The 15000-nt window shown below is 69.7% G+C and carries 15 protein-coding genes and 2 rRNA genes (1 of these 17 only partly in view); 7 read left to right on the top strand and 10 right to left on the bottom strand.

Annotated elements, in window-relative coordinates:
• Positions 1-1329: ribosomal RNA gene (locus G3I65_RS14825) — 23S ribosomal RNA — on the top strand (it extends 1790 nt beyond the left edge of the window).
• A gap of 65 nt (positions 1330-1394) precedes the next feature.
• Positions 1395-1511, top strand: a 5S ribosomal RNA gene (rrf, locus tag G3I65_RS14820).
• Between the two features lie 482 nt (positions 1512-1993).
• Here rrf and G3I65_RS14815 read toward each other — a convergent pair.
• Positions 1994-3205 carry an Ig-like domain-containing protein gene (locus G3I65_RS14815; RefSeq protein ID WP_166640114.1) on the bottom strand — a complete coding sequence of 404 codons (1212 nt, stop codon included), beginning with the start codon at positions 3203-3205 and terminating at the stop codon, positions 1994-1996.
• A 104-nt stretch (positions 3206-3309) separates the two neighbouring features.
• Positions 3310-4179 carry a patatin-like phospholipase family protein gene (locus tag G3I65_RS14810; protein ID WP_160696623.1) on the bottom strand — a complete coding sequence of 290 codons (870 nt, stop codon included), beginning with the start codon at positions 4177-4179 and terminating at the stop codon, positions 3310-3312.
• A 69-nt stretch (positions 4180-4248) separates the two neighbouring features.
• On the opposite strand from G3I65_RS14810, the gene G3I65_RS14805 reads away from it, so the two are divergent.
• From G3I65_RS14805 to G3I65_RS14795, 3 genes are all read left to right on the top strand, one after another.
• On the top strand, positions 4249-5208 hold the full coding sequence (locus tag G3I65_RS14805) for a LysR family transcriptional regulator (protein ID WP_160696622.1): 960 nt from the start codon (positions 4249-4251) through the stop codon (positions 5206-5208).
• 99 nt (positions 5209-5307) lie between these two features.
• Positions 5308-5871, top strand: coding sequence for a papain-like cysteine protease family protein (locus G3I65_RS14800; RefSeq protein WP_160696621.1), 564 nt, complete (start codon positions 5308-5310; stop codon positions 5869-5871).
• A complete protein-coding gene (locus G3I65_RS14795; RefSeq protein WP_160696620.1) occupies positions 5868-6617 on the top strand; it encodes a hypothetical protein in 750 nt (249 codons plus the stop codon). The genes G3I65_RS14800 and G3I65_RS14795 overlap by 4 nt, the downstream gene beginning before the upstream one ends.
• Positions 6618-6827: 210 nt before the next feature.
• On the opposite strand, the gene G3I65_RS14790 is transcribed toward G3I65_RS14795, so the two are convergent.
• The 4 genes from G3I65_RS14790 to G3I65_RS14775 form a co-directional block, all read right to left on the bottom strand.
• Positions 6828-7481 (bottom strand): DedA family protein, encoded by a 654-nt coding sequence (locus G3I65_RS14790; protein WP_160696619.1) that lies wholly within the window; start codon positions 7479-7481, stop codon positions 6828-6830.
• A 44-nt stretch (positions 7482-7525) separates the two neighbouring features.
• On the bottom strand, positions 7526-8527 hold the full coding sequence (lipA, locus tag G3I65_RS14785) for a lipoyl synthase (RefSeq protein ID WP_160696618.1): 1002 nt from the start codon (positions 8525-8527) through the stop codon (positions 7526-7528).
• A 25-nt stretch (positions 8528-8552) separates the two neighbouring features.
• The gene (locus G3I65_RS14780; RefSeq protein WP_160696617.1) at positions 8553-9500 is read right to left on the bottom strand and encodes an oxidoreductase; all 948 of its coding nucleotides are present in this window, start codon (positions 9498-9500) and stop codon (positions 8553-8555) included.
• 73 nt (positions 9501-9573) lie between these two features.
• Positions 9574-10095, bottom strand: coding sequence for a hypothetical protein (locus G3I65_RS14775; protein ID WP_086859014.1), 522 nt, complete (start codon positions 10093-10095; stop codon positions 9574-9576).
• A gap of 131 nt (positions 10096-10226) precedes the next feature.
• Here G3I65_RS14775 and G3I65_RS14770 point away from each other — a divergent pair, with 131 nt between their 5' ends.
• Both G3I65_RS14770 and G3I65_RS14765 read left to right on the top strand, forming a co-directional pair.
• Positions 10227-10853 (top strand): TetR/AcrR family transcriptional regulator, encoded by a 627-nt coding sequence (locus G3I65_RS14770; RefSeq protein ID WP_086859013.1) that lies wholly within the window; start codon positions 10227-10229, stop codon positions 10851-10853.
• 4 nt (positions 10854-10857) lie between these two features.
• On the top strand, positions 10858-11793 hold the full coding sequence (locus G3I65_RS14765) for an LLM class F420-dependent oxidoreductase (RefSeq protein WP_160696616.1): 936 nt from the start codon (positions 10858-10860) through the stop codon (positions 11791-11793).
• Positions 11794-11858: 65 nt separating this feature from the next.
• Here the strand turns inward: G3I65_RS14765 and lipB are convergent, their stop codons facing one another.
• The 4 genes from lipB to sucB form a co-directional block, all read right to left on the bottom strand.
• A complete protein-coding gene (gene lipB, locus G3I65_RS14760; RefSeq protein ID WP_160696615.1) occupies positions 11859-12599 on the bottom strand; it encodes a lipoyl(octanoyl) transferase LipB in 741 nt (246 codons plus the stop codon).
• Positions 12596-13219: a phosphatase PAP2 family protein gene (locus tag G3I65_RS14755; protein ID WP_160696614.1), complete on the bottom strand. Its 624-nt coding sequence runs from the start codon at positions 13217-13219 to the stop codon at positions 12596-12598. Before G3I65_RS14755 ends, lipB begins: the two co-directional genes overlap by 4 nt.
• Positions 13216-14088, bottom strand: a complete 873-nt coding sequence (locus G3I65_RS14750; RefSeq protein ID WP_160696613.1) for a TIGR01777 family oxidoreductase — start codon at positions 14086-14088, stop codon at positions 13216-13218. Before G3I65_RS14750 ends, G3I65_RS14755 begins: the two co-directional genes overlap by 4 nt.
• A 127-nt stretch (positions 14089-14215) precedes the next feature.
• Positions 14216-15000: 2-oxoglutarate dehydrogenase, E2 component, dihydrolipoamide succinyltransferase (gene sucB, locus G3I65_RS14745; RefSeq protein ID WP_160696612.1), on the bottom strand; the 785-nt coding region annotated here is incomplete at its 5' end.

Genomic DNA, 15000 nt, shown 5'->3' with positions numbered 1-15000 from the left:
AGCCTCTAGTGAGTGCATGCACGGCCCGTACCCCAAACCAACACAGGTGGTCAGGTAGAGAATACCAAGGCGATCGGGTGAACTGTGGTTAAGGAACTCGGCAAAATGCCCCCGTAACTTCGGGAGAAGGGGGGCCAAACATCCTGAAGCTTCTTGCAGGCTAGGGGTGGGTGGCCGCAGAGACCAGCGGAAAGCGACTGTTTACTAAAAACACAGGTCCATGCGAAGTCGCAAGACGATGTATATGGACTGACGCCTGCCCGGTGCTGGAACGTTAAGAGGACCGGTTAGCCTTTCGGGGCGAAGCTGAGAATTTAAGCGCCAGTAAACGGCGGTGGTAACTATAACCATCCTAAGGTAGCGAAATTCCTTGTCGGGTAAGTTCCGACCTGCACGAATGGCGTAACGACTTTCCGGCTGTCTCAACCACAGGCCCGGCGAAATTGCACTACGAGTAAAGATGCTCGTTACGCGCGGCAGGACGGAAAGACCCCGGGACCTTTACTATAGTTTGGTATTGGTTTTCGGTTCGGCTTGTGTAGGATAGGTGGGAGACTGTGAAGCGGTGACGCTAGTTACTGTGGAGTCGTTGTTGAAATACCACTCTGGTCGAATTGGGAATCTGAACCTCGGGCCATGATCTGGTTCAGGGACAGTGCCTGATGGGTAGTTTAACTGGGGCGGTTGCCTCCTAAAGAGTAACGGAGGCGCCCAAAGGTTCCCTCAGCCTGGTTGGCAATCAGGTGTTGAGTGCAAGTGCACAAGGGAGCTTGACTGTGAGACAGACATGTCGAGCAGGGACGAAAGTCGGGACTAGTGATCCGGCACCTCCTGGTGGAAGGGGTGTCGCTCAACGGATAAAAGGTACCCCGGGGATAACAGGCTGATCTTGCCCAAGAGTCCATATCGACGGCATGGTTTGGCACCTCGATGTCGGCTCGTCGCATCCTGGGGCCGGAGTAGGTCCCAAGGGTTGGGCTGTTCGCCCATTAAAGCGGCACGCGAGCTGGGTTTAGAACGTCGTGAGACAGTTCGGTCCCTATCCGCCGCGCGCGTAGGATACTTGAGGAAGGCTGTCCCTAGTACGAGAGGACCGGGACGGACGAACCTCTGGTGTGCCAGTTGTTCTGCCAAGGGCATGGCTGGTTGGCCACGTTCGGAAGGGATAACCGCTGAAGGCATCTAAGCGGGAAGCCTGTTCCAAGATGAGGTATCCCACCCTTTGTGGGTTAAGGCTCCCAATAGACCATTGGGTTGATAGGCCAGATATGGAAGCACAGTAATGTGTTGTTGAGTTGACTGGTACTAATAGGCCGAGGACTTGTCTACGAAGATGTTGCGCATCCACTCTACGGTTCTGAAACACCACACCAGGGTGTGTTGTTTCGGAGTGTTTCGGTGGTTATAGCGTCAGGGAAACGCCCGGTCCCATTCCGAACCCGGAAGCTAAGCCTGACAGCGCCGATGGTACTGCAACCGAAGGGTTGTGGGAGAGTAGGACACCGCCGAACTTAACGTGAAGGAAGGGCCTGGGCCCGGTTGAGACGAGAGTCTCCCGGCCCAGGCCCTTTTTCATGCCCGCGGACACCCGAGCCGGCGAGCCAGGAACCCACACCCCGAGCACGAGCGGCCCGTTGGCGTCGGCGACCCCGAGCGCGAGCGGACCGTTCGCGACCCTGTCGAGGCAGGAGCGGCCGGTTGGTGCCGACCACGCGAGCGCGAACGGACCGTTCGCGGCCCCGTCGAGGTGCGAGCGGCCCGTTGGCGCCGGCCACCTGAGCGCCAGTGACCTACCCGGCGTGCCGCGGACTCAGTGCCACGGCCGCGCCCGAGCCGGTCCGCTGGCACCTCACACCGCGAGGGGTCCAGCTGCCTGCCAAGAGCCGCCCGGGCGATCCTCCGGTAGCGGCGCGAATAGTCCGTCCGCCAGAGCGCATGAAAAAGGGCCGGAGCTCCACCGAGCCCCGGCCCTTCCGCCAGCCGAACCGAACCCCTACTTCAACGCCGACCCGGCCTGCCAGTCGGCCCAGGACTTCGTCCAATCGCCGTACAGGTCCCAAACCGGCAGCTGCGGGCCACCCGAGTTGGTCACCTCCACGACGTCGCCCAGGCCCATGTTCTGGAAGAACCACTGGGCGTTCGCGCCGTTCAGGTTGATGCAGCCGTGCGACACGTTCGAACTGCCCTGCTGCCCCACGCTGTTCGGGTTCTCGTGCACGAACTCGCCGTCATTGGAAATCCGCTCCGACCACTTCTCGACGGAGCGGTACGCCTTCGGGTCCGGCGGGCAGACGCCGTACGTGCAGGAGTCCATCGTGTAGTTCGCCTGCTTGTCCGAAATGACGTGCGCGCCCAGGTGGGTGGGCGTCGCGTCCTTGCCCATGGAGATGGGCATCGACTTGACCATCGCGCCGTTGTGGAAGATCTGCATCTGCTCGGTGTTCCCGTCCGCCTTCGCGATCCAGGAATCGTGCACCTTGTACGTTTCCGAGCGGTCCTCGGCGCCGAACACGCCGCCGCCGAAATCGACGCCGTAGATCTTGGCCGAGACCTTCAGGGTCGTGCCGGCCTTCCAGTACTCCTTCGGCCGGTAGTGGACGTTCGAGTCGTCGATCCAGTACCAGCTGCCCTCCTGCTTCGGCGTCGACTCGACCGTCAGGGCCTTCTCCACCGCCGCCTTGTTCTTGACGGCGATCTTGCCGAAGCTGAACACGATCGGCTGGCCGACGCCGACTCCCGTGCTCGCCACCGCGGACGGGGCCGGGATCAGGTTGGCGTTCGCCTGCTTCTTCGGCGCGATCGTGCTGATCTGGTTGTCCTGCTCGATCGGTTTCCCGTTGGCGCCCTGGGCGTGCGCGACGATCTTGTACGTCGCGCCGTAGCCGAGCGGCTCGCTGGACGTCCAGCTCGAACCGTCGTCGGCGAGCTTGCCGGCGACCGTCTTCCCCTTGGCGCTGTTGGTCACCGTGACGTCGAGCAGCTTCCCGTTGGCCGCCTTGACGACGATCGGTGTCGCCGGGTTGACCCCGGCGCCGCCCGCGGGCTCGAACGTCACCGCGACCGGCGTCTCGGAGGCCGAAGCCGAGCCCGGCGCCGGTGTTCCGCCGGCGGAAGAACCGCCGTCGTCACCGGACGAGCAGGCGGAAACCAGCAGTGCCCCGGCGAGGATTCCGGCCACCGAAAGTAAAATCTTCTTGGGGAGCATATTGTCTCTTTTTTGAGAATTGGGATCGGCGGGCATTCGTCATCAAAACTACGCGATAGCGATGACGTTCTTCCTGGCGGATCGGTGCATCGGCGTGACGCGGATCACGTGACGACGAGCCCCGGAGCCCCGTAAAGTCCCGGGCCGCGCACCGCGAGCCCGTCGAGGTACTCCCGCGCCGCCTCATACGCCTGTTCCGCCAGTGCCTCCGTGTGCCCGAAGTCGAGCGGGTTCACACGTACCGGCGCGGGCCCCGGCAGGTACACCACCGGCACCGAAGCCGCGGCGACCGGCGCTTCCAGCACGGCCTGGTTCCGCATGCTGATCATCGCGGTGAACATGATCACCTCGGCGAACGTCCGCGGCGCGTCCGGCATCTTGCCGGGGAACGCGCAGTCCAGCACCACCAGCGACTTCGCGCCCATGGCCAGCGCCTGCCGCATCGGCACGTTCGCGACGAGCCCGCCGTCGTAGAGGAGCCGTCCTTCGTGCGCCACCGGCGGGAAGATGCCCGGGATCGCGCAGCTCGCCAGCAGCGGCTCGAGCAGCCGCCCGGACCGGATCAGCAACGGCTCGGCCGTGTCGACCTGCGTCGTGACGACGCCGAGCGGCAGCGCCAGGTCTTCGAACCGGGTTTCGGCGCCGAGGTGGTCGGCGATGATCCCCGCCAGGCCGGAATTGGGGAAGAGGTGCGTCTTGCTCTGCGTCAGCGTCCGGACGCGGCTGAGCACGCCGCCGGGGAACGCCTCCGCGCGGGTCATGTGGGCCCAGATGCCGTGGAGGTCCGCCAGTGCGTCGCCGCCGGAGCGGGCCAGGACGGCGGCGTTCAGCGAGCCGACCGACGTGCCCGTCACCAGGTCCGGCGACGCCCCGGCTTCGGTCAGCGCGCGCAGCATGCCGACCTGCATGGCGCCGAGGCTGCCGCCACCGCCGAGGACGAAACCGATCGGCCGGGGAAGATCCGCGAGACTCATACCGCCGAATGTAGTAAGCCCGACTTTCGCAGGTCGTGCCGCCCGTGAAGCCGGCGTTAACCTGCTGGGGTGGCCGAGCTGGAGCTGCGCCATCTCAGAGCCGTCCGCGCCGTCGCGGACGGCGGGAGCGTGAGCCGCGCCGCCACCGTGCTCGGTGTCAGCCAGCCCGCGCTCACCGCGCAGCTCAAGCGGATCGAACGGATCCTCGGCGGCGACCTGTTCGTCCGCGGGCCCAGCGGCGTGCGCCCCACCGAGCTCGGCCGGTTCGTGCTCGCCCGCGCCGACGCGCTGCTCTCGGACATGCAGGCGCTCGTCGCGTCCGCCCGCCGTCACGGCGAAAGCGAGCCGGCGTCGCTGCGGATCGGGTACGTGCCGCTGCTGATCATCGGCCGGTTCATCGAGGAGCTGGGGGAGCTGGACCTCGACGTCCAGACGTACGCCGAACCGGCGTCGCTGACCCTGCTGAAGCTGCTCTCGACCGGCCGCGTCGACGTCGCGCTGCTGGAGCAGTTCGACGGGACCGAGGCGCACCACTTCGCCGGGCTGGCCGTGCGGACGCTCGCGACCGAGCCCATCTTCGTCGGGATCGCGCAGGGGCACCCGGCGATCCGCGGCGGCGTCGTCGACCTCGCGGACCTGGCCGGCTGCGACTGGATCCTGCCGCCACCGCACGAAAACTGCGTGCGCGTGCGGTTCGCCCAAGCCTGCGCGGCCGCCGGGTTCACGCCGCGGGTGCGGCACTTCACGTCCGAGGCGGGGACGGCGGGCACGCTGATCGCGCAGGGCGCGGTCTGCCTCGCGCAGGCGGCTTCGGCGCCGCCGCACGGCCTGCTCGCGCTGCCGCTGGCCGGCGACCCGTTGTGGACGACGTTGTTGTTCGCGACGCGCGAGGACGACGCACGGACGCCGACGACCGGCGAGGTGTTCCGGTGCGCGGAGGTCGCGCACCGGGCGTCGCTGAACCGGAACCCGCACTTCGCGCGGTGGTGCGGCCGGAATCCGGGCGAACGGCTCGTCTCCGCCCGATAGGCGGCATAACGCCGGTGTTATCCCCGCTGGGATTACTGCCCGGCGCGGCAACGGGCAAAGCTCACGAAGTCCCCACCTGTTGCCGACAAGGAGCAACGAATGCACTTCAGACGAGCAATGGCGCTCGGCGCGCTGTGCGTGGCCCTCACCGGCCTGCTCTCCCCGCCCGCGAGCGCGACCACCGAAGCGACGACGTTGTCCATCAGCCAGCTGGTGCAGGAGCAGAACCAGTGGTGCTGGGCCGCGAGCGGCCTGACCATCGCGCGGTTCCTCGGCTACGGCACGAACACCAGCCAGAACACCTTCTGCGACTACTCCCGCGGCTACCCGGCGGGTTCGCAGTGCCCCAACCAGCCCGGCGAGCTGACGTACGTGCAGCGCGGCTACCAGGCGCTCGGCCTGCGGCCCGGCACGGTCACCGGCGCGCTCAGCTTCGCGTCGGTGCAGAGCGAGATCACCGGCCGCCGCCCGATCGAGACCGGCATCTACTGGACCGCCGGCGGCGGGCACGCCCAGGTCATCTACGGCTACGATGCCAGCGGCCTCGTGTACTACGGCGACCCGTGGCCGAGCAGCCAGCGCTACAGCGCGATGGCGTACTCGAGCTACGTCCGCAACGGGCAGTTCCAGTGGGCGCAGTCCCTCTACCGGATCGGGGCGTGACCGTGAACCTCTTCCGTGGACTCGTCACGCTCTTCGCGGGGACGGCACTGGTGCTGGGTTTCGGCGGCACGGCTTCGGCTTCGACGCCGTCGTCCGGCGACGTCACCGCCGCGGTCAAGGCGGCGGACGCCCAGCTGTCGGCGTTCTTCGGCCAGCTCGACCGGCGGGCGGGTCTCGCGCGCGCCGATGTCGCGCAGGCGCCGAAGGTGGACGGTGAGCCGCAGAGCGTCTACTCGCTGGATCCCGCGTTCGTCGCCGGTCAGCCGGGCGCGAAGCCGGCGTCGTTCGCGTACTACGCGGTGAAGGCGCAGGCGTCGACCGGGCGGCAGGCCACCGTGTGGGTGACCCGCGACGCGGCCGGGCTGACCGCGGCCAACTTCACGACCGGCACCGAGGAGCTGACCTACCCGGCGCAGGCGCACGGGGACCTGGTGTTCACCGAACCGCAGGTCAACGCGTGGTACCGGGTGCGCGACGGCCGCGTGCTCCCGCTGAACGACCCGGCCCGCCGGCGGGTCGGCGACGGGGTCGCGGTGGCGGCGTACCAGCAGCTGGTGCACCGCCTGTACGGCGACAAGCTGCCCGGGTCGGCGTACCGCGACCAGGGCAAGCTCGGCGGGTACGACCTCGCGGCTTCGGCTCCTGCTCCGGGCACCGGTTCCTGGCCGTTCGCCGCCGGTGGGGCGCTCCTGGCGCTCGGCTTGATCGGCTGGGCCACCGGCAAGGCGGCGCGCGCCCGCCGCTGACGCCGGGAGGGTGCGGCCCGGGAGACCGGACCGCACCCTCATGGCTCGCCCGGGCCTCAAGCGCCCCAAGGTGGCCTTCGGTGCGCTGGACACACTCAATGTCGCGTTGGGTGCGCTGGATGCACCCAATGTGGCCTTCGGTGCGTCAGACGCACCCAAGGCGGCCTTCGGTGCGTCTGACGCAACCAAGGCCACCTTGGGGCGCTTGGGTCAGGGGACGTGCTCCGGCTCGCGGTCCGGGTCCGGGGCCGCCAGGGTCTTGCGCTTCTTCAGCCGTAGCAAGAAGAACACCGCTACCGCCGCGAGGATCGCGACCACGATCAGGCCGCCCGTGTTGAGTGCGCCCTCGATGCGTTTCGCCGCTTCGCCCAGTGCCGCGCCGATGCTGATGTGGATCAGGGACCAGCAGAAGGCGCCCGCCGCCGCGGCGGGGAGGAACTTGCGGAACGGAAGGCCCGACGTGCCCGCCGCGGCCGGGGTCAGGGTGCGGATCACCGGCAGGAAGCGGGCGAAGAACACCGCCCACGCGCCGCGGCGTTCGAGGACTCCGGTGGCTTTGTCCCACGCGTCGAGGCCGTACTTGCGGATCAGCTTCGTCTCGCGCAGGCGCGGCCCGAAGCGGCGGCCGATGAAGTAGCCGAGCGCGTCGCCCGCCGTCGCGCAGACCGTCACCACGGCCCACAGGGCGAGGAAGCGCGCGACGGTGTTCGCCGTCGTCGCCGCGATCAGCAGGCCGGATTCGCCGGGGGCCAGGAAACCCAGGCCGATCGTGCACTCGGCGAACACCAGGCCGCCGGTGGCCGCGACGAGCCCCGGTTCCGGGAGTCCTTGCAACCAGCTGAGGAGGTCCGAAACCAGGGCCATGCCGCCACTTTACCGATCCTTTAAGGATGGTGGGGTGACGTGCGTCACCGGGCGAGCAGCGACGCCGCTTCCTGCGCGGCCGGGCCTTCGGCGGCCAGGTGGGCCAGGTTCTCCGGCAGGTCCTCGCCGCGGTGCGCCTTCGTCTGGGCGTACAGGCGTCCCGCGCGGTACGACGACCGCACGAGCGGCCCCGCCATGACGCCCGCGAAGCCCATCGCTTCGGCAGCCTGCGAATGCTCGACGAACTCTTCGGGCTTCACCCACCGGTCCACCGGGTGATGCCGGGGCGACGGGCGCAGGTACTGCGTGATCGTCAAGATCTCGCACCCCGCGTCGACCAGGTCCTGCATGGCCGGAGCGACCTCTTCGGGGGTCTCGCCCATGCCCAGGATCAGGTTCGACTTCGTCACCAGACCGGCTTCACGCGCCTTCGTGATGACTTCCAGCGAACGCGCGTACCGGAAGCCGGGACGGATGCGCTTGAAGATCCGCGGCACCGTCTCCACGTTGTGCGCCAGGACCTCCGGCCGCGATCCGAACACCTCGGCCAGCTGCGCGGGGTCGGCGTTGAAGTCCGGGATCAGCAGCTCGACACCCGTACCGGGGTTGAGCGCGTGGATCTGCCGGACGGTCTCCGCGTACAGCCAGGCGCCGCCGTCTTCCAGATCATCGCGGGCCACGCCGGTGACCGTCGAATACCGCAGCCCCATGGCCTGCACCGACTCCGCGACCTTCCGCGGCTCCGTGCGGTCGAGGGCGGCGGGCTTACCCGTGTCGATCTGGCAGAAGTCGCACCGGCGCGTGCACTGATCGCCACCGATGAGGAACGTGGCCTCACGGTCTTCCCAGCATTCGTAGATGTTGGGACAACCGGCTTCTTCGCAGACGGTGTGGAGGCCTTCGCGGCGCACGAGACCTTTGAGTTCGGTGAACTCCGGCCCCATCCGCACCCGCGTCTTGATCCACGGCGGCTTCTTCTCGATCGGCGTCTCGCTGTTGCGAACCTCGAGACGCAGCAGCTTCCGGCCTTCAGGCGCAGCACTCACGCCTCCAACCGTACGCCCGTCCGGGCTAAGCGGGGTCGGGGGTGACGCCGGTCAGCTTCGCCGTGACGTCCCACAGCGCGGCTCCCAGCGATTCGCTCAGCGCGGGGGTGAGCGGGCGCACTTTCACCGGGTTCCCGCGCATGCCGCCGAGGCCGCCGGGGGCGAGGTAGTCGCCGCCTTCGACGCCGTCCGCCGTGGCCGCGTACAGCTGCGGGAGCGCGCCCTGGCGGACGTTCTGGGCGAACAGGGCCTCGCCGATGCGGTGGCCGCCCGCGATGACGCCGCGGACGACCGGGTTCGAGTACGAGCGGGCCATGCCGCTGCCGAGGCCGGTCGCGGTGTACCCCGGGTGGGCGGCGACGCTCAGGACGTCGTCGCCGGCCGCGCGCAGACGGCGATCCAGCTCCATGGCGAACACCTGGTTCGCGAGCTTCGACTGCCCGTACGCGGTCGCCGGGTTGTAGCGGCGGTGCTCGCCGTTGGGATCTTCGAGGTCGATGCGGGCGCCGGTCGCGGCGAGGCTCGACAGGGTGACGACGCGGGCGCGCGTCCCGCCGCGCAGGGCGGGCAGCAGCAGCCACGTCAGCGCCGCGTGGCCGAGGTAGTTGGTGCCGAACTGCAGCTCGAAGCCGTCGGCGGTGCGGCCGCGGGCGGTCGCCATCACGCCGGCGTTGGCCACCAGGACGTCGAGGGCGTCCCCGGACCGTTCGCGCACCGACGCGGCGGCCGCGCGCACCGACGCGAGCTCGCTCAGGTCCATCGGGATGAGCTCGGGTTCGGCGCCCGCGGCGGCCGCGCGGACCTGGTCCAGTGCCTTCGCGCCGCGTTCGGGCGAACGGCAGGCGAGGAACACGCGGGCCCCCTTGCCCGCGAGCACCTCGGCGGTGCGGAGACCGAGCCCGGAGTTCGCCCCCGTGACCACGACGGTCCGGCCGCTCTGGTCCGCGATGTCGTTCTCGGTCCAGCGTGTCATGCGTGACACTTAACTCCATCCATGCCCCCGCCGCCGCCCTCAACGGAGGCGCTGCGCGCCGCTGGCCCGATTGTTACGCACTGGGCGCGAGCAGCCGCCGCAGGTGTCCCATGACCGGGCGACGCCGGACGGGCTCCTCGCGACTCGTGTGCAGCAATGCCTCCAGCGCGTGGCCCACCTTGACGATCTCCTCGGCCGGCTCGCGCGGGTCGGCCAGGCCGGCCGTGACGGCGAGCATCCGCAGCTCGCCCTCGTGCATCCGGCGCAGCGACGCGTACCGCTCGTACGCGCCGTCGAGGACCGCGCGCAGGTCGGCGTGCTCGTCGACGGCGGTGCGCCAGGCGCGGGTGACGGCGTCGACGTGGTCGCCGAGGCCGTCGGCTTCGTCCGGGTCGGCGACCTCGGCGCGCAGCCGGCCGCCGAGCGTGCGCGTCCACTGGTACTGCAGGGCGGTGAGGATGTTCTCTTCGGTGCCGAAGTGCTCTTCGGCACCCGGTACTTCTTCGAGCGGCAGCGGCGCGCCCGGGTTCCGGGCGGCCAGGCGGACGGCGGCTTCGAGGATTTCCTGCCGCCGGTAGAAGTCTGTCCAGCTCATGGTGTGGCTCCCCTTCCGTGGCCCGGGTCATACCGCGGGTCTGCGGCATACTCCCGGTACGGACCTGACCCGGCGAACATACCATGAGTATGGAGAGATCCTCCGGGCGTAAAGTTGTGAAGGTGGCGACAATGAGGTCCAGACGACTCGACTACTCCGAGTCGACGCGGTCGGCGCTGGTCGACAGCGCGGTCGAACTGTTCACCAAACGCGGCTACGCGGGTACCTCGCTCGACGAGATCGCCAAACGCGCCCGGGTCACCAAGGGAGCCCTCTACCACCACTTCAGCGGCAAGCAGGCGCTGTTCGAGGCCGCGTTCGACCAGGTCGAGAGCCTCGTCTACGACCGGCTCGACAAGATCATGACCGGCGAGGGCACGCCGTGGGAGCGGGCGCTCGGCGGGCTCAACGCGTTCATCCGCAGCTGCCTCGACCCCGCCTACCAGCGGATCGCCATCCACGAGGCGCCGGTGGTGATGGGCTGGGAGCGCTGGCGCGAGGCCGAGGAGCGGTGCAGCTTCGGGCTGGTCCGCTCGGGCCTGCAGTCGCTGATCGACGCGGGCGAGGTCGAGCCGGTGCCGGTGGAGGTCACCGCGCGGCTGCTGTTCGGCGCGCTGTCCAGCGCGGCGACCGAGATCGCCAGCTCGCCGGACCCGAAGCGGGTCGGGGCCGAGATCGAGGACGTGATCGTCCGCATGCTGGTCCGGTTGCGGCGGACCGAGCAGGACGGCGCGGAGGTCTCCCCGTCGATAGGCTGACGGCGTGGACTTGAGGATCTTCACCGAGCCCCAGCAGGGGGCCAGCTACGACGACCAGCTGCGGGCCGCGAAGGCCGCCGAAGCGGCAGGCTACGACGCTTTCTTCCGCAGTGACCACTACCTGAAGATGGGCTCGGCCGACGGCCTGCCCGGCCCGACCGACGCCTGGATCACCCTGGCCGGCCTGGCCCGCGAGACGACCCGGATCCGGCTCGGCACGCTCGTCACCGCGGCGACGTTCCGGCACCCCGGGCCGCTCGCCATCTCGGTCGCGCAGGTCGACCAGATGTCCGGCGGGCGCGTCGAGTTCGGGCTCGGCGCCGGCTGGTACGACACCGAGCACGAGGCGTACGGCCTGACGTTGCCGCCGCTGAAGGAGCGGTTCGACCGGTACGCCGAGCAGCTCGAGATCGTCACCGGCCTGTGGAAGACGCCGGCCGGCTCGACGTACTCCTTCGACGGCCGGTACTACACGCTGAAGGACTCGCCCGCGCTCCCGAAGCCGGCGCAGCAGCCCGCGCCGCCGGTGATCATCGGCGGTGGCGGCAAGAAGCGCACCCCGGAGCTGGCCGCCCGGTTCGCCGACGAGTTCAACCTGCCCTTCGCCGACGCCGAGACCGCGGCCGCGCAGTTCGCCAGGGTCGAAGACGCGGCGCGGGAGATCGGCCGTGACCCCAAGGAGATCCTGCGGTCGGTGGCGCTGGTGATCGCCGTCGGCCGGTCCGAGGAGGAGGTCGCGCGCCGCGCGTCGGTCCTCGGGCGCGACGTCTCCGAGCTGCGCGCGAACGGCCTGGCCGGGACGCCCGCGGAGGTCGTCGACCGGATCGGGCAGTGGCGCGAGAAGACCGGGATCACCCGGCTCTACCTGCAGCTGCTCGACATGCAGGACCTGGACCAGATCGACCTGGTCGCTTCGGAAGTCGCCCCGCAGCTGGACTAGCGCCCCAAGTCCGTGAAGGCCTCCTTACCGGTCGAAAAAGCCGGTAAGGAGGCCTTCACGGCTTTTCAGTTCTGCAGGGCGAAGGTGACGCCGGGGGCCTCGGGAGCCGCCGGGCGGGGGAGCCAGCGGTCCTCGCTCACCGGCAGCTCACCCTCCAAAGCCGCCAGGACGGCGTCGCGGGCCAGCGGCAGTACCGCTTCCACGCTGACGTCCCGCTGCAGCTCGTAGGACAGCGACGTCACACCCGCGTCGCGGATGCCGCACGGGACGATGTTGTCGAACGCCGCCAGGTCCGCGTTGCAGTTCAGCTCGAAGCCGTGCATCGTCACGCCGCGCTGGACGCGGATGCCGATGGCCGCGATCTTGCGCTCGATGCCGCGGTCGTCGGCCGGGATCCAGACGCCGCTGCGGCCCTCCACGCGGCCGCTCGTCACGCCGAGCTGGTCGCACACGTGGATCAGGGCCTCTTCCAGCCGCCGGACGTAGTGCACGACGTCGATCGGGTCGGCGAGCTTCACGATCGGGTAGCCGACCAGCTGGCCGGGACCGTGCCAGGTGATCTTGCCGCCGCGGTCGACGTCGATCACCGGGGTGCCGTCGGTCGGGCGGTCAGCGGGCTCGGTGCGCTTGCCCGCGGTGTACACCGACGGGTGCTGCAGCAGGAACATCGTGTCCGGCGCGGTGCCGTCGGCGCGCTCGGTGAGCCGGGTCCGCTGGAGCTCCCAGGCTTCGGTGTAGTCGATCGTGCCGAGCTCCCGGACTTCGACGGGTTCGGTGCTGGCGCGGCAGGTGCGGGAAGAACTCACCCGTCGAGGCTACGCCCGTCACCCGGGGGAAGCAGCCGCAAGGCGCACGCTGAGAGCAGCCCGACACCGGTCACCGCCAGCACTGCGCCGATCGTGTCCGACACCCAGTGCACGCCCAGCACCACGCGGCAGGCCGCGCTGAGCACGACCGCCACCGCCGAGGCGAGCAGGACGCGCTTGACCAGCCGCGGCCACAGCCACGCGCACAGCAGCACCAGCACGAACCCGGTGCTCGCCACCGCCGTCACGTGCCCGCTCGGGTAGCTCAGGTCGGGGTAGTCGCGCGGACGTGCCCGCAGGAAGAGCGGCTTGAACACGACGCTCGTCAGCCGGCACAGCACCAGCACGACCGCCAGCCGCACGCACAACCCCGTGTGCTGCCGCTGCCGCAACGCCAGCGCCAGCAGCGCCGCGCCGAGGACGAAGGGGAGCACCGGGCCGAGGACGTCGCTGCCGAGCTGCGCCACCCGCCCGAGCGGCTGCGCGTAGACGCCGTGGAGGGCGTTCGCCACCTGGGAATCGAGGGTCAGCGGGTGCCGCGCCACGCCGAGCCCGAGCGCGACGAACGCCGCCGCCAGCGCGAGACCGACGACGAGCCAGCGCTTGAGCGGGACCGTCATGCCGCGGCGAGCGCGCTGTCCAGGGTCGGGTGCCGGAACGCGTAGCCGGAGCGCTCCAGCACGGCGGGGACGGCCCGCTGCCCGAACAGCGCCATCTCCTCGCCGGCCTGGCCGAGCACGGCCTTGAGCGCGAACCCGGGCACCCACCACGGCGCCGGGCGGTGCAGCGCGCGGCCGACCGCGCGGGTGAACTCGGCGTTGGTCACCGGCGCCGGGCCGGTCAGGTTCACCGGGCCCGCGACGTCGTGCGTCAGGACGTGCACGATCGCGCCGACCTCGTCGTCGAGGGCGATCCACGGCATGTACTGGCGGCCGTCGCCGAGCCGCCCGCCCAGGCAGAGCCGGAAGAGCGGGCGCAGGGTGCCGTAGAGGCCGCCCTTCGCCGAAAGCACCAGCCCGGTGCGGATGTTCACCACCCGCGCGTCGCCGGCGCTCGCCGTCGCCGCTTCCCAGGCTTCGCAGAGTTCGGCGAGGAACCCCCGCCCGCGTGGCGCGGTTTCGTCCACAGTGGACGCTCCGGGATTGCCGTAGTAGCCGACGGCGGAAGCGTTGACGAGCACGCCGATCCCGTGTTCGGCGACGGCTTCGGCGAGCACCTCGGTCGGCTCGACGCGGCTGTCGGTGAGCTCCTGCTTGCGCATCGCGCTCCACCGGCCGGGGAACAACGGCTTGCCACCGAGGTTCACGACGGCGTCGACGCCCTCGAAGGCGCCGCCGGTGATGGTCCCGGACGGCGGATCCCAGCGGAATTCCCCGCCACCACGCGCTTCCCGCCGCACCAGGCGGCGGACCTCGTGCCCGTCGCGCAGCAGGCGGTCGCCCAGCGCCGACCCGATCAAGCCGCTCGCGCCGGCGATCAGTACTCGCATGCCTCGATCGTTGCGCATCCGCTGCGCGACCGCACACCCGGACTCGCTCACCGGGCCCGGAAAGCCGTGAAGGCCTCCTTACCGGCGTTTATGACCGGTAAGGAGGCCTTCACGGACTACGGAAACCTCAGAGGCCGAGCTCGCCCTCGAAGTTGCCCTCTTCCAGGCGCTGCTTGATCGTCGTCAGGAAGCGGCCCGCGTCGGCCCCGTCCACCAGGCGGTGGTCGTAGGTCAGCGGCAGGTACGCCATCGACCGGACGGCGATCGTGTCGTTGCCGTCGGCGTCCGCGATGACCACCGGGCGCTTGACGACCGCGCCGGTGCCGAGGATGCCCGACTGCGGCTGCACGATGATCGGCGTGTCGAACAGCGCGCCGACGCTGCCGATGTTCGTGATCGAGAACGTGCCGCCCGACAGCTCGTCCGGCTTGATCTGGCCCGACCGCGCGCGGCCCGCCAGGTCGGCGATCCGGTGCGCGAGACCGGCCAGGCTCAGCTCGCCGGCGTCGTGGATCACGACCGAGAGCAGCCCGCGCTCGGTGTCCACCGCGATGCCCAGGTGCACGGCGCCGTGGTAGGTGATCTCCTTCGTGTCCTCGTTGTAGGACGCGTTGACGTTCGGGTGCTGCTTGAGCGCCTCGACCGTGGCCTTCGCGAAGAACGGCAGGAACGTCAGGTTGACGCCCTCGCGCTCCTTGAAGGCCGCCTTCGCGCGCGAGCGCAGCTTGGCGATCTTCGTGACGTCGACCTCCTGGACCTGCGTGAGCTGCGCGGCGATCTGCAGCGACTCGCGGGTCTTGGTGGCCGTGATCTGGCGGATCCGGCTGGCCTTCTGCACGGTGCCGCGCAGCGCGGCGAGCTCCGGCGACACCGGGGCCGCGGGACGCGCGGCCGGCGCCGACGGGGCGGCAG

Origin of the sequence: Amycolatopsis sp. SID8362, from assembly GCF_010550475.1 — a bacterium.
Lineage (GTDB): Bacteria > Actinomycetota > Actinomycetes > Mycobacteriales > Pseudonocardiaceae > Amycolatopsis > Amycolatopsis eburnea.
Note: the sequence above shows the minus strand (reverse complement) of the source record. Positions and strands in the feature narration are given on the sequence as shown.

Bases quoted from the DNA above. Each gene is read 5' to 3' on its own strand.
- G3I65_RS14815 (WP_166640114.1), bottom strand. From the start codon at position 3,205: ATGCTCCCCAAGAAGATTTTACTTTCGGTGGCCGGAATCCTCGCCGGG.
- G3I65_RS14810 (WP_160696623.1), bottom strand. From the start codon at position 4,179: ATGAGTCTCGCGGATCTTCCCCGGCCGATCGGTTTCGTCCTCGGCGGT.
- G3I65_RS14800 (WP_160696621.1), top strand. From the start codon at position 5,308: ATGCACTTCAGACGAGCAATGGCGCTCGGCGCGCTGTGCGTGGCCCTC.
- G3I65_RS14790 (WP_160696619.1), bottom strand. From the start codon at position 7,481: ATGGCCCTGGTTTCGGACCTCCTCAGCTGGTTGCAAGGACTCCCGGAA.
- G3I65_RS14780 (WP_160696617.1), bottom strand. From the start codon at position 9,500: ATGACACGCTGGACCGAGAACGACATCGCGGACCAGAGCGGCCGGACC.
- G3I65_RS14775 (WP_086859014.1), bottom strand. From the start codon at position 10,095: ATGAGCTGGACAGACTTCTACCGGCGGCAGGAAATCCTCGAAGCCGCC.
- G3I65_RS14770 (WP_086859013.1), top strand. From the start codon at position 10,227: ATGAGGTCCAGACGACTCGACTACTCCGAGTCGACGCGGTCGGCGCTG.
- G3I65_RS14755 (WP_160696614.1), bottom strand. From the start codon at position 13,219: ATGACGGTCCCGCTCAAGCGCTGGCTCGTCGTCGGTCTCGCGCTGGCG.
- G3I65_RS14750 (WP_160696613.1), bottom strand. From the start codon at position 14,088: ATGCGAGTACTGATCGCCGGCGCGAGCGGCTTGATCGGGTCGGCGCTG.